Raw genomic sequence first — 14,294 nt, 5'->3', positions numbered from 1 at the left:
GGAAGCATAGACGTGCTCGCAGCATAGACTACAGGCATCTAGCAGAAAGTCTACGGCGTAAACCCCATGCGTTTCTCTACTGCCAATGGCAAGCAGACTTACTCCCCAACCTCCAGTGGCATCAGCTGTGGGAAACCTTCAAGGCTGACTTTGACCGAGACCAGGCCGCACGATTAATCACGGAAGCCCTCTACATTGCAGCCACTCAAGACCAAGAATCCCAAGTTGCTGACTATCTCCATACTCAACTGGAAAAGTCTTCCCTCACGTTGAGTGGTTTAAAGCGGGCCTTTGAATTCAAGCTCTCTACTGAGCAATACCCTGATGTCACTTCAGAACAACACGATTTATCCAGTTATGACCAACTCCTCCACTGCAGCACCGGACAATCCATACGAGAACTTGATGACGACCCTCAAGCAGCTGCGGTTGAAACACTTTCTGGACGAGTGGCAGAGCATCGAACATCAAGCCACTCAGGAGAATTGGTCCTACGCCCAGTTTCTGTTGGCTTTAGCCCAAGGCGAAGCCAGCCGTCGGGAACAGAATCGGATCTCACGCGCTCTAGCCGAAGCGCAGCTGTCTTACGGAAAATCCTGGACCAATTTTGAGTTTGACCATATTCCTAGTCTCAATCCAGCAGCCATCATGGAGTTCTGCCAAACGACTCACTGGCTAGAGTCCGGTAGTAATATTCTAATTTTCGGGCCCAGCGGAACAGGAAAAACACATGTCAGTTCTGCATTAGGGGCTTCCATCCTACATTCAGCAGGCTAGCTAGCAGAGCAGATAATATTTTTTACAGCCCTTCCCAAGGAACGGCAAGATAAGTTGCTGCCTGCTGTTGAGCTTGATGAGATGCTTGGCACCATCAAGCCAAACTAAATGGACGGCCTGAAAGCATTGGAGAATCCAACGTAACGTAGGTTTCGTAGTTTGTTTCCCCTTCTGATTAGGGAGAGTTGTTTGTACTTGTTCTAGTGCATTTCTTAACTGTCGTTGTCCTAAGCTGTAGACCATCAAACACAAGGCCATGATCATGGCTAAGGCAGCGATACGCCGAGGTGTCTTCAGGAAAACACTAGAGGCAAAGAAGAGTGGATCTTTGATAAAGCGAAAGCCTCCTTCACACGCCTGCTGGTTCTTGTACTCGCGCAGAATATCATCATTGCTCCATTGCTCTTGTTCCAAGAGATTGGTGGCTAAGATGAAACGACCTGCTTGCCGCCGATAGCGTTCGATGACTGGCTCATTGAGGGTTAAGGTAGCCTCAATAGAATAGGTGTAGTGAGTCACAACCGTTGCTTTTGTCGGTCGTCCAGCCTTTGAATAATGAGGTTTTTTATGGATTTTGAGATCGTCAAGGGTGTGATACCTGAGGATTTTGCCAAAATCTTGGGCTGCAGCTAAAGCATCTGCAGGGCACAAGAAGGTCTGTTTGCAGAGGGTTTTAAGTGCAGTAGTTTTTTGGCTAAACGCCTGATCAATCCGCTTTTGCACTTGTTTGAGTCCAGAGTCTCTGCGAGCTTTACTTTCAACCACCAGCCACCGTTGTTGAATCTCTCCATAGGTACTACATACTTCGACAAAGCTATAGCCGTTGAGAGCACTAGGGTGAAACTGTGAACCCGGCAGCCCTTGTAGTAAGTCTTGGGCTGCCGTTGAACTTGCTGGAACTCGGCTAATCCAAGATGTACTTCCTAATGCTTGCAGATTGTCGGCACTGTAGAGGGCACTATCAGCAACAATCACCTCTGGCTGTTGCTGACTCCACTGTTGCTTAAATTCATGGATGATAGGCACAAACGTACTTTTGTCCGCATCATTACCGTTGCCCACTTGTAAAAATAAAGGAATACCCCCGTCCCCACTCACCAGTAGGTTCAATACAAACTGCTTGAGATCACGACGATTGTCCCGTGAGTAGCCGTAGGTGATTTTCACGGGTATCGGCTCCTCTGACTCAGCCAGTGCAGGGGAGGGGGGGACTCAGGTGCAGAGGGGGATTCGTCTGACGCCTCAACCTGTGGTTTATCTAAGTATTGCCCCTCAACACTAAGGCTTGTCGCATCTAGATGCGCACACCTTAGAGCTACATCGAATTTCTGAACGACTGCCATTGCCACACGGATAAATATCTGGGTCACACCATAGGCATAGAGCTTGTCGAGGACTCGACCGATACGGGTATCGTTGAGGTGCTCTGGCAGTACACCTTGACCGAGTAAGTGCTCGGTTGCTTTGCTTTCGAAAAACTCACTAAATAAGTACAATGGAGCACTCAAAAAGCCCATACCATTTAGAATCAGGGCTTTGACAACTTGACCACAACTAACATTCTCTTGCTCGTGAGTACCTAATAATCGATCCACTATTTCGACAATGCCGATCTCATCGACGATACCGGCGATAATACCGAGATGGTCAATATCCTGAACGTCTATCTCTTGAGGTGAATACATGGACTTGCGTTGAGGGACAACCTCAAAATTATCCCTTGATGGTTAGTACCTGCTGAATGTCGGTTCCATTATTGAGTTGGGGAAACGAGTGAAGTTTGTCACAGCCACAGCCCTGGTGCAACAGCTGCAACTCGCCAAACTTCAACTGGAATTACAGACCTTACTGTCCAAACTGGACCGGTACGATCTACTCATCATTGATGACCTCGGCTATATTCAAAAGTCTGATGTTGAAACCTCGGTCCTATTCGAACTGATTGCTCATCGCTACGAGCGAAAGAGCCTGCTCATCACAGCTAATCAGCCCTTCAGCCAATGGGATAAGATCTTCCCCAACTCGATGATGACCGTAGCTGCCATTGATCGTTTAATTCATCACGCCACTATTTTCGAGATGCAGGCTGAGAGTTTTCGAAAACAAGCAGCAGCTAAAAACGCGGCCAATTCTCTAAAGACTTCTAGTTAATCCCAAGAAGTAAAAAACTCCTTCACCTCATGCTCAATAAGGATGCTCTCAAGTAAGCATCCTTATTGAGCATGACTTTATTGATAATTGTCATTTGCTCCTTGTCGCGATCATTGGTGGTAGAGAGCATGCATTCTCGATCTCAAATGAAGGGAGCAAAGACTCAAATCTGTTCAAGATTTACTGTCCAAGAACAGAGAAGGGCAAGCCAAATTCATCCGCCTATGCAATTGACATTTAACAAGTTGGTAATACGTTTAGGTTGCGTTTGACGTGTGAACAATGCCAAAAGCTAGCCTTATACACCCTGCTATTTAGCATCCAAAAGCTACGTATCTAAAGGCTTTGAGGTACTTATGTCAGGCAGTCAGGTTCGCCCCTCATAACCTTTTGCAACAATCCCCCTCCCCACAAAGATGATCTCGATAAACTAACGGTGCGTCACAGGACTCCCCCCCATGACTCCCCAAATCATCAGTCTCAACCCCAAGCTCACCCCCCCCAGACCACCCCCAGAGCAACCCAAGTCCAACACTCCCACCCCAAAACTCCTAAGTAAAACAGCATTTCCCAAGAAAGCACCAGAGGGTGCTCGGCCAGCCAAGCTAGAACCTGGAGATGGAGAGCTGGGAGAGAACAATCGCACTTCCCGACCATCCCCCCAGGTCAACCCGACCAGAGCGCACCCCTCAGTCCAAAGCCTCAGAAATTTCCCAGACCCGTCAACCGAGAATTCCCAGCATATCGGCTGACCTGGAGAGGCGATTCAGGAATCTGGAGTTGGGGCAGAAGAATTTGCTTGAGCAGACTAGGACGCGAGGGGAGCTGGAGTATCTGGCTGTTGCCAAGAATGGAGTTGGGCAGTACTGGATTGTGGTGAAGGGAACAGGGAAGCCTTTCGTGAGGGAGGTGTTTGCTTCGGCTGAGTTCTGCTTGGAGTGCGCTGTCGAGATTGAGGAGAACTTCGAGATTTGGCAAGTGATTGAGCTGCGACCACCGGAGACGATTGAGCGGATTGAGGAGATGGTGCGGATGGGGCTGGAGCGGGAGAAGGTGAGTAGGGTCTGGGGGGAGGCTGGGTTGTGAAGGTTGCATATGTGGATGGCCTTAACCTGCGTAGTATCGCTATCAGGGGAAATTACTAGGAGTTTGTTGTCGCTTCTCACTAATAATCAGTAATCTCTCTGTTTTAATTAAAATTCCTTTACCTGATGATATGAAGGCACACAGGGATAAAGCGAAGATATTATGTTGACAAGTTTTTTGGCCGAAGTATTAGCCGTTACCTTTGACAACCTGACCCAGACTGCAACGATGTTTGAGTGTGTAGAAGAAGCATCTGAGGAACTAAGCCCAGAAGCAAAGCAGAGATTAGCACTCGTCCATACAGGTTTAGCAATGGCTATCCAGGCAATGGAATTCGATGAGCTACAGCAATTGATTAAGCAGTCTGAAAATTATTTTGATTTTCAAGAAATCGGCTGATGTTGGCCTAATGTATTGCGGCTTTACAGAATTCTGCTTAAAACAGTCTTTGAAATAGAGGATAAGTTCGACATTTTGCAGGTGGTTGAGCTGAGGCCAGAGGATGCGATGGAGCGGATTGATGAGATGGTAGGAGTGAGCTTGGATCGGAAGCGAGTGGTAAGGGTTTGGGGGGTGAAGGTATGTTTTAACTTTACTGTTGATAAACCAATAACCAGAAACCAGAAACCAGAAACCAGAAACTATATTAGAGCTGCCATATAATTTTTTGATTAGAAGTAGCTAATCTCATGCTAGGACTATATTTGACCAGTGCAATAGCTATCCATATTCCATATTCCAGAATCCAAATACCAAAAACCATTTTCCATCTTATGGTTTTTAAGTTATCATCTCAGGGACTTAAGCCTTATTTCGAGTGGTGACAATGAAGTACATCAGTTTTGTTTCAAAAAAGGGTGGAGTTGCAAAAAGCACGAGCGCCATTCACTACGCATATTGGCTGACCAAAGAAGGATATGAAGTTGCACTCATCGATGATGACGCGAACCGAACAGTGCTCAAATGGCAGGCTAGGGCTAATGATAATCCAAAATTTAGTCCACCATTTGTAGTGGCATCTTTTGCAAAGATGGCAAAAGCAGTGGCCGGAGTTGATTTTGTTATTTTGGACACTCAAGCCAGTATTTCTGACGATGATCTGAAAGATTTAGCAGAGGATAGTGATCTCGTTGTTATACCTACGAAGGTTGATGTGGATAGTGCTAGTGCTGCAACGGAAACTGCAAAAGCAATAAATGATAGCAAGGGTACTTATCGAATATTACTCACTGATGTATTAACGAGTGGTACTGCTGGAGCTGAGTTGGCAGAAGATCTTAAGGAAGATGGATATTTAGTTCTTGAGTCATTCGTCCGTCGAGGTGAAGGAGTTAGACATGCCAGTCTCGCAGGTGCGACATTGGCTCAACAACCTGGTAAATACAGAATGCCTTGGCGAGATTATCAAAAGGTATTCAGTGAAATTCATTCGATTATTGATTAGTGAGAGGAGTACTTGTTAAATGGCACGCTTCAGAGAACAAGTTAATAAGGGAATTGAGCAAGAACCAGAAACTAAAAACCAAAAACCAGAAACCAGAAACCAGAAACCAGAAGCTAAGCTAATTGAAAAGACGCCCATTCTTAGCTATACCGATGAAGATATGGAAGCAGTTAATGTAGCTGGCTTTAAGGTTCCTTATATTGTTAGGGAGCACTGGAAAAAGCGTTGTAGAGAAAAAAGAGTAAAACTTAGTCCGATCCTTAAAGAGTTTCTAGTGAACGAATTTGGGTTGCCACCTGGAATATCTATTGACGATATATGAAAAGGAAGCTGAATAAACCAAAAAATGGTTTCTGGTTTCTGGTTTATTTAACTATAATCTGAGATAGTTTTGTGAAAAACCATATTCCAGAAACCAGAAAATGGTTTTCTGAGTCTTCCATTCTTAATTTTGTGACTTGAATTAACGAATATTCCAGAAACCATAATTTGGAATATGGTTTCTGGTTTTAAAGAGATTTATGCAAAAACATGAATTTGTTCGGTTACAGTTATTGACACTCATCCTGCTAACCCTACGGGTATAGCAGGAGATTCTTCTTTCAGCGACGTGACTTGCTGCATTAAACCTGAGTTCAACACAGTAGCGGCCTCATCTCCAGAAGCGTTTTGACTATCGAGTAGCCCGCTTCCCACATGCCCTGTGGTAGCGATTCCTTTTCTCAAGATATTGATGGCTGCATTCTCATCCCTGTCTAACTCACAGCCACATGCACAAACATGAGTTCGAGTAGACAAAGACTTTTTAACGAGTACACCACAATCAGAACATTCTTGAGAGGTGTATGCAGGTTCCACAGCCACGGTGACCTTGCCATACTTTTTCCCAAAGTACTCCAGCCACTGTCTGAACTGATACCAGCCTGCATCATGGATCGACTGAGCCAGACAGTGGTTCTTCACCATATTGCGAATCCTCAAGTTCTCATAAACAACCAAATCGTTAGATTGGATCACGCAAAGGGCCAGTCTCTTAGCCCTTTCTTTACGCTGTCGTGAGACTTTTAACTCATGTCTGGCTAGGTGATTAATGGCTTTACGCCGATTGGATGAACTTTTTTGAGTCCTGCTCAATCGTTTTTGTAACCGATGACGTTTCTTTTGAGAACTGCGATAGAACTTTTCAGGAGGTTCTTTGTAGCCGTTATTGTCGGTGTAGAAGGACTCTAAGCCAACGTCTATGCCAATGGAGTTGCCGGTGGGTTCTAGCTCAATTTTGACATCAACGCTGATGCAGAATTGCACATAGTAGCCATCTGCTCTACGAACTAACCTGACTCGCTTAATTTGACTCTCGTCATAGCTTGCTAAGTCATAAGTCCCGATTAAACGCAGCTCACCAATATTAAAACCGTCAGTGAATTTAATCTTTTTAGGACTCAGAAGCTTCCACCCAGAGGTTTTGTATTCCACTGACCGAGAATGCTTCTTAAACCTTGGAAAGCCAACGGGCTTTATACCCTGTTTGCAATTCTCATAGAAGCGACTGATTGAACTCCAAGCTCTTTCAGCACTTGCCTGCCGAGCCATAGAGTTGAGTTGCTTAGCAAAAGGAAAATCATTAGCAAGAACTCTACACAACTTGTTTAAGTCGTATTTGCCTGTACCTTTGTTATCCATCCAAAAGCGCAAGCACTTATTACGAATGAATTGAGCCGTTCTGATAGCTTCATCAATCGCACTTGTTTGATGCTGACTGGTTCTTGCTTTAAACTCTAGTACAATCATACTATTACACTAGCATGTTCGGCATAACAATATGCTTGGAATGGAGTGCTATACATATCTCTAACTAACATTCGTATAGTTGGAGTCTTCACGCACATTTTCTGGATAAAGAAAAACCATATTCCAGAAACCAGAAACCAGAAACCATTCTCTAAATTCCTGAAAGGTAGTTCAATTGCAAACGAAACGATAGGTATAGGTATCTGTGTCTGATATAAAACCATATTCCAGAAACCAAAAACCAGAAACCATTCTCTAAATTCCTGAAAGGTAGTTCAATTGCAAACGAAACGATAGGTATAGGTATCTGTGTCTGATATAAAACCATATTCCAGAAACCAAAAAACCAAATTATGGTTTTTGGTTTAGAGATTCTATATAAATCCTACCCCCCGTAGAACCCTCCTCGTTGTTCCACCCGAAAGCCCCCCCCAGAAGCACACCGATCAACACAGCAACAGGTGCAAGACCAAGCCCTTTAACCAGGTCACTGAACAACACAGCATCCTTTTCGCTCTCAAGGAACTCCCGGATCGCACCCACCCATACCCCAACATCCTCGACATGGCTAACCTTCAGGGCAACTGCTTCCCCAGATTCCAGCTCATCGACAAAATCCAATACAGCATCCTTACTAACTTCCCCCCACGACAGACTCCACAGGAACCCCCGTGAACCCCTGACGACTCTTCCGTGACTTCGGCTGACGACACAGATCCGAGACATCCAGAAACATAGTCTGCTGAATCATCCCAGCTAAGAAATCCTCATCCAACACAGGACCTTCTGAGTTGTATCTGTCTTCCCAACCCTGGATCATTAGCTCTGCCCGCTGAAAACAGACCTCAGCCATATCCTTGATCGCATCGCCAGCCACCCGGAGCTGTTCGTGGGGAGAACGTCCCTGTAAATGCTGCTCCAGTGAGGCACACATCAGGGAAATATCAGCTTGCTCAGGTTCGTCTAAAGCAAAGGCTAGCGCACTGGCAAAATCTAGCTCAAGTTGCTGGAACATGGAGCTTATCCTTTAGAGGACATTCTGCAATTTCACACTCGGTTGGTTCCATGCGAATCGGGGGTTCAAATTCCGTGATGCCATACCGTTCGCCCAGCACCTTCAGCACCTCCTTCAAATACCGATTCACTTGGGTATTCGTCATCCCCATACAGTGGACAGCTTCAACTGCCGCTAGCTTCTCACTCCCTTGCCAGACACTGATCGCTAGGGCATGGAGGTGGGCATCCTTGGGCTTTTCTTTGTAAAGATAGAGCAAAGCCACGGGTGGGGCCAGTACGGGAATCGAGAAGGTTTCAGTGGTTTTATCTGGGGTTATTTTTGCTTTCTGGTCAGCGTATTCTCCCCGACGCTTGGCATTGCTTTCTTTGCGGTGGCGATAGTGATTTCGTTTGCGATCGCAGGCATTATCCTTCCAGCAGCCATCCCCATGAGGCCCATGAACCCGCTTTGCTTCCATCCGGGAATAGTCGATGCATTGGAGGCAGATGGGGTTTGGAGGTTGTGGCATGGTTCGTTCTTTTGGATCAATACCCTTGAATAGATCATCAAAATCGAGGGGCTGACAGGACTAAATCAAACTAGTAAGCCATTAAAAAAGCACTTGAAAAGGCAATAATTTCCATCCCCACCAACGCCCTAGATTACAGAAATATCCTTAATAAATGCGTAAAGCATATCAAAAGTGCCGATAATTTTAGATGGGATTAAATTAAATTTCAAAATAGCGCTCCGTCATCATTAGCAATCTATCGCAGACCGTCAGTTCTAAACACTCAACCCAATAGAAAAAAGACAACAAAATATCCCTTAGATTAACGCTGAATGACGAGTCTGAGCCCAGAACAGCAAACCATTCTATTTCTTGCCAGCAACCCTGATGGATTGCGGCAAGCAGCCCAAGAATTACGCGATATTGGAGACGGGATACAGCGGTCAAAGCGTCGAAATCAATTCAAACTCAATTCCTCCCTGGCTGTAAGGGTAAGAGATATTCAACGGGCATTACTGGATGAGCCTCCTCAGATTATTCACTTTGCTGGCAGTGGCAAAGGAGAAGCAGGACTCGTCTTTGAAGATCAAGCAGGCAATTCCCAACTCGTCACAGGTGCAGCCCTAGCAGGTCTATTTACTCTGTTTGCTGAGGACATCCACTGCGTCATTCTGAATGGATGCTATTCCCAGGTGCAAGCTCAAGCCATCGCTCAACATATTGACTATGTAGTAGGCATGCAGCAGGCCATCAGCAACAAAGCGGCCCTGGCCTTTGCCGTGGGTTTCTATGACGCCTTGGGTGCAGGCCGAGACATTGAATTTGCCTTTAAGTTGGGATGCAGTGCCATTCAAATAGAAGGCTTACCCGAATCTCTCACCCCAGTGTTGGTCCAAAAATCTAGCCTTCAAGTCGCACCCCTCCAACCCTTACCCGAACAACAGCCCCATAAAAAAACTCTGGAAAGTGCCAGAGTTACCCCCCCCACTTTTTACCTCGTCCTCAGACCCTAAAAGCCCTAAGAGAGAATGTCCTTACGGATCTAGCCCAGCCTGTCGTCATGACCGGGCAACGCATCGGTGTTCAGGGTATGGGGGGCATTGGCAAGTCGGTGTTGGCCACAGCCCTAGCTCGTGACCCTCAAGTTCAATCGGCATTCCCTGACGGTATTTACTGGCTAACGGTGGGGATAGAACCCAATCTACTGGCTCAGCAAATCGATCTAGCAGCAGCCCTCTGTGGTGAACGCCAGGTATTTGAAGATATCAATGAAGGAAAAAACCGACTCCAAACCCTATGGCAAGGACGCCAAAGTCTATTGATTCTAGATGATGTCTGGCGCATCGCGGATGCAGAAGTATTCAATGTCCTGGGACATCAAAGTACCTTGGTGGTAACAACTCGTGATTCAGAATTAATCACGGGATTAGGAGCCACTGACTTTTCCCTTTCGGTACTCAATGAGGATCAGGCGCTGGAGTTATTAGCCGCCTGGGTGGGCGTCCCCATCTCAGATCTACCCTCCCAAGCCCATGCTGTCGCGAGAGAATGTGGCCACTTGCCCTTAGCCCTGGCCCAATGTGGTGCAATGGTGCGAGATTTGACCCCTTGGCCCCATGTTCTCAGTGCCTTACAAGATTCAGATCTTGAATTTATCCAAAAACGGTTTAGTCATTATTCCTACCCCGATGTCTTCAAAGCCCTGCATGTCAGTGCAACGGTCTTAGCAGAAACCAACCCCATCGCTGCCGAACGCTATCAAGAACTGGCAGTATTTCCAGCCGATGAATTGATTCCTGAAGCAGTCATTGTTCGCCTATGGCAATATACCGGCGCATTAAAAGAGCGAGATGCGGGCAAAATCCTAACCACCTTATCGAGTAAAGCCATGCTGCGGCTAGAGGGGGACTATCCCCAGCGGCAAGTCAGCCTCCATGACTTACAGCAGGATTATTTACAAGCCCAGCAAGCCGACCAGAAGACATTGCATCAGCAACTTCTGGAGGCTTATCACCAGAGCTGTCCAGAGGGATGGCATTGTGGACCGAAGGACGGGTATTTCTTTGAGCATTTGGCCCATCACCTCCAGCAGGCAGAACGCATCGATGAGTTACGGCAATTACTCTGGGACTATCGTTGGATTCAACGCAAGTTGGGCGTCACCGATATCAATGCCCTGCTATTGGACTATGAAACCTTACCCAAGGACAAAGACCTCAACATTGTCCACAGTGGGTTACGGTTATCTAGCCATGTATTAAATCAGCATCCTGAGCAGCTTCCCAGTCAGCTCTTTGGGCGTTTGTTGAGTCAAGACTCACCCCATGTGACCGCTTTGACTCAATCTTTAGCTCAGGGACCGGGAGAGTGCTGGATAAGGTGTCTATTCCCCCATCTCCACCAAGCGGGGGGAGCATTAGTGCGCACCCTCACCGGACATACTTCCCATGTCACTGGCGTCAGCATCGGCCCCGATGGCCAAACCGTAGTCTCCACGTCTGATGACCATACCCTGAAGGTGTGGGACCTGGAGACGGGCCAGGAGCAGCGCACCCTCACCGGACATACTGCCCCTGTCACTGGCGTCAGCATCAGCCCCGATGGCCAAACCGTAGTCTCCGCGTCTAGGGACCATACCCTGAAGGTGTGGGACCTGGAGACGGGCCAGGAGCAGCGCACCCTCACCGGACATACTGCCCCTGTCGAGGGCGTGAGCATCAGCCCCGATGGCCAAACCGTAGTCTCCGCGTCTAGGGACCATACCCTGAAGGTGTGGGACCTGGAGACGGGCCAGGAGCAGCGCACCCTCACCGGACATACTGACCCTGTCAATGGCGTCAGCATCAGCCCCGATGGCCAAACCGTGGTCTCCGCGTCTAATGACAAGACCCTGAAGGTGTGGGACCTGGCGACGGGCCAGGAGCAGCGCACCCTCACCGGACATACTTTCTATGTCGAGGGCGTGAGCATCAGCCCCGATGGCCAAACCGTAGTCTCCGCGTCTTGGGACACTACCCTGAAGGTGTGGGACCTGAAGACGGGCCAGGAGCAGCGCACCCTCACCGGACATACTTCCCTTGTCAATGGCGTCAGCATCAGCCCCGATGGCCAAACCGTAGTCTCCGCGTCTAGGGACAAGACCCTGAAGGTGTGGGACCTGGAGACGGGCCAGGAGCAGCGCACCCTCACCGGACATACTGCCTCTGTCGAGGGCGTCAGCATCAGCCCCGATGGCCAAACCGTGGTCTCTGCGTCTAATGACAATACCCTGAAGGTGTGGGACCTGGAGACGGGCCAGGAGCAGCGCACCCTCACCGGACATACTGGCTATGTCACTGGCGTCAGCATCAGCCCCGATGGCCAAACCGTGGTCTCCGCGTCTAGTGACAATACCCTGAAGGTGTGGGACCTGGAGACGGGCCAGGAGCAGCGCACCCTCGCCGGACATACTAACTCTGTCAATGGCGTGAGCATCAGCCCCGATGGCCAAACCGTAGTCTCCGCGTCTAATGACCATACCCTGAAGGTGTGGGACCTGTTGACGGGCCAGGAGCAGCGCACCCTCACCGGACATACTGCCTATGTCACTGGCGTGAGCATCAGCCCCGATGGCCAAACCGTAGCCTCCGCGTCTTGGGACAAGACCCTGAAGGTATGGGACCTGGAGACGGGCCAGGAGCAGCGCACCCTCACCGGACATACTGACTCTGTCGAGGGCGTGAGCATCAGCCCCGATGGTCAAACCGTGGTCTCCGCGTCTTGGGACAAGACCCTGAAGGTATGGGACCTGGAGACGGGCCAGGAGCAGCGCACCCTCACCGGACATACTTCCTTTGTCAATGGCGTGAGCATCAGCCCCGATGGCCAAACCGTAGTCTCTGGGTCTGGGGACAATACCCTGAAGGTGTGGGACCTGGAGACGGGCCAGGAGCAGCACACCCTCACCGGACATACTTCCTTTGTCAATGGCGTGAGCATCAGCCCCGATGGCCAAACCCTTGTCTCCGCATCTAGTGACCAGACCCTGAAGGTGTGGGACCTGGAGACGGGCATGGAAGTGATGAGCTTCACGGGAGAAGGCGCATTTCAATGTTGTGAGATTGCCCTAGATGGCCGCACCGTCATTGCTGGAGATGGTGGGGGACAGCTTTACTTTCTGCAGCTAGAAGGCCCCAGCTTTTCAGACGACGGGGAGGTCATCTCATGACTTAAACCGTTCTAATATCCCTTCAATTCCTGCCTCAACGTTCGGGGTGTTCTCTCACAACCGAAGGACATCCACGTAGCATTTCAATACTTGAACGTTCTACTATCTTCTGCCCGAATTTATCTGCCCTACCCTCATGACTGCCCAAACCATTCTCTTTCTCGCGGCAAATCCCAAAGATACTAAGACTCTTCGATTGGATCAGGAGTTAAGGGATATTGGTGAGGGTTTACAGCGGGCTCAACATCGAGATGAGTTTAAGCTTGAACAGCGCCTGGCGGTTCGCCCCCTTGATATTCAGCGGGCCATGCTAGATCTGAATCCTCAGATCGTTCATTTCTCAGGGCATGGGGCTGGGGATGAGGGCTTGGCCTTTGAGGATGTCAGTGGCAATACCCAATTGGTCAGTGGTGAGGCGATTGCTGACCTGTTTAACCTGTTTGCCGATCAACTGCGTTGTGTGGTCCTCAATGGCTGCTACACCGAGGTGCAAGCAAAGGCCATCTCGGAACATATTCCCTATGTCATCGGGATGAAACGGGCGATTGGAGATAAAGCGGCGATCTCCTTTGCCGTGGGATTCTATGATGCCCTGGGGTCAGGTCGAGATGTGGAGTTTGCCTTCAAGTTGGGCTGCGCTGCCATTCGTATGGAAGGCATTGAAGAACATCTCACTCCCGTTCTGATTAAAAAGCCCAATGCGGAGGAACCTAAGGATCAGGATCAACCCAAGGCTCAAACTCCTCCAACACCCACACCTTCTCCCATGACTCCAAACGCCGATGAACCCTTAGAGGTCTTTATTTCCTATTCCCATAAAGACGATGATTTACGAGAAGAGTTAGATATCCATCTTTCCAATCTGAAACGACAGGGGAAAATTGCTGCTTGGCATGATCGGGCGATTGAAGCAGGGGAAGAATGGGAAACCCAAATCAAAAACCGTCTAGAATCTGCTCAAATCATTCTGCTACTGGTCAGCCCACCCTTTATGGCTTCTGACTATTGCTACGACATTGAGATGCAACGAGCGATAGACCGCCATAACGAAGGAACAGCCCGAGTCATCCCTGTTATTCTTCGTCCCTGTGACTGGAAAGGGTCACCCTTCAGTAAGCTGAAGATATTACCTAAAGATGCCAAGCCCGTGACGAAATGGGCGGATCGCGATGAAGCATTCTTGGATGTCGTCAAAGGGATACGGAGGGCGGTAGAGTCCCTGACAAAAAAGTAGACAACTCTTCGTCAGGACTCAGTCCACCATCGGAGAGTCATCAGGGCCAGGGATCAGAAACCTCGCCGTCTTCCCAGGAAAGTCCTCCTCATAACCTTC

General features: G+C 48.5%; 10 protein-coding genes and 4 pseudogenes. 10 read left to right on the top strand and 4 right to left on the bottom strand.

Annotated elements, in window-relative coordinates:
- Positions 1 to 405 precede the first annotated feature (405 nt).
- Positions 406 to 762: pseudogene (locus tag HRE53_RS32610) on the top strand (ATP-binding protein); the annotation flags it as partial.
- 15 nt (positions 763 to 777) lie between these two features.
- Here the strand turns inward: HRE53_RS32610 and HRE53_RS32605 are convergent.
- Positions 778 to 2,462 (bottom strand): annotated as a pseudogene (locus tag HRE53_RS32605) (IS1634 family transposase).
- A 64-nt stretch (positions 2,463 to 2,526) separates the two neighbouring features.
- Between HRE53_RS32605 and HRE53_RS32600 the strand changes: the two are divergent.
- From HRE53_RS32600 to HRE53_RS32575, 6 genes and pseudogenes are all read left to right on the top strand, one after another.
- Positions 2,527 to 2,928: pseudogene (locus tag HRE53_RS32600) on the top strand (ATP-binding protein); the annotation flags it as partial.
- A 458-nt stretch (positions 2,929 to 3,386) separates the two neighbouring features.
- Entirely contained in the window at positions 3,387 to 3,680 is a 294-nt protein-coding gene (locus HRE53_RS35070; protein ID WP_315876970.1) for a hypothetical protein, read from the top strand.
- 28 nt (positions 3,681 to 3,708) lie between these two features.
- Positions 3,709 to 4,014 (top strand): hypothetical protein, encoded by a 306-nt coding sequence (locus tag HRE53_RS35065; RefSeq protein WP_315876969.1) that lies wholly within the window; start codon positions 3,709 to 3,711, stop codon positions 4,012 to 4,014.
- A 162-nt stretch (positions 4,015 to 4,176) separates the two neighbouring features.
- On the top strand, positions 4,177 to 4,413 hold the full coding sequence (locus tag HRE53_RS32590) for a hypothetical protein (protein ID WP_212666982.1): 237 nt from the start codon (positions 4,177 to 4,179) through the stop codon (positions 4,411 to 4,413).
- Positions 4,414 to 4,840: 427 nt separating this feature from the next.
- Positions 4,841 to 5,458, top strand: a complete 618-nt coding sequence (locus tag HRE53_RS32580) for a ParA family protein (protein WP_235112861.1) — start codon at positions 4,841 to 4,843, stop codon at positions 5,456 to 5,458.
- 19 nt (positions 5,459 to 5,477) lie between these two features.
- Positions 5,478 to 5,780 carry a hypothetical protein gene (locus HRE53_RS32575; RefSeq protein ID WP_235112860.1) on the top strand — a complete coding sequence of 101 codons (303 nt, stop codon included), beginning with the start codon at positions 5,478 to 5,480 and terminating at the stop codon, positions 5,778 to 5,780.
- A 239-nt stretch (positions 5,781 to 6,019) separates the two neighbouring features.
- Here the strand turns inward: HRE53_RS32575 and HRE53_RS32570 are convergent, their stop codons facing one another.
- The 3 genes and pseudogenes from HRE53_RS32570 to HRE53_RS32560 all read right to left on the bottom strand — a co-directional run bounded on the left by HRE53_RS32570 (position 6,020) and on the right by HRE53_RS32560 (position 8,772).
- Complete coding sequence (locus HRE53_RS32570; RefSeq protein WP_235112859.1) at positions 6,020 to 7,246, bottom strand: transposase; 1,227 nt, start codon at positions 7,244 to 7,246, stop codon at positions 6,020 to 6,022.
- A 385-nt stretch (positions 7,247 to 7,631) separates the two neighbouring features.
- Positions 7,632 to 8,261 (bottom strand): annotated as a pseudogene (locus HRE53_RS32565) (hypothetical protein).
- Positions 8,245 to 8,772, bottom strand: a complete 528-nt coding sequence (locus HRE53_RS32560; protein ID WP_235112857.1) for a hypothetical protein — start codon at positions 8,770 to 8,772, stop codon at positions 8,245 to 8,247. The pseudogene HRE53_RS32565 and the gene HRE53_RS32560 overlap by 17 nt, the downstream one beginning before the upstream one ends.
- A 314-nt stretch (positions 8,773 to 9,086) precedes the next feature.
- Between HRE53_RS32560 and HRE53_RS32555 the strand changes: the two genes are divergently transcribed.
- From HRE53_RS32555 to HRE53_RS32545, 3 genes are all read left to right on the top strand, one after another.
- Complete coding sequence (locus tag HRE53_RS32555; protein ID WP_235112856.1) at positions 9,087 to 9,767, top strand: CHAT domain-containing protein; 681 nt, start codon at positions 9,087 to 9,089, stop codon at positions 9,765 to 9,767.
- A gap of 47 nt (positions 9,768 to 9,814) precedes the next feature.
- Positions 9,815 to 12,961: an NB-ARC domain-containing protein gene (locus tag HRE53_RS32550; protein ID WP_235112855.1), complete on the top strand. Its 3,147-nt coding sequence runs from the start codon at positions 9,815 to 9,817 to the stop codon at positions 12,959 to 12,961.
- A gap of 136 nt (positions 12,962 to 13,097) precedes the next feature.
- Positions 13,098 to 14,195 (top strand): TIR domain-containing protein, encoded by a 1,098-nt coding sequence (locus tag HRE53_RS32545; RefSeq protein WP_235112854.1) that lies wholly within the window; start codon positions 13,098 to 13,100, stop codon positions 14,193 to 14,195.
- Positions 14,196 to 14,294 lie beyond the last annotated feature (99 nt).

Source organism: Acaryochloris sp. 'Moss Beach', assembly GCF_021497025.1.
Taxonomy (GTDB): domain Bacteria; phylum Cyanobacteriota; class Cyanobacteriia; order Thermosynechococcales; family Thermosynechococcaceae; genus Acaryochloris; species Acaryochloris marina_A.
This window is presented reverse-complemented; position numbering and strand designations above follow the sequence as displayed.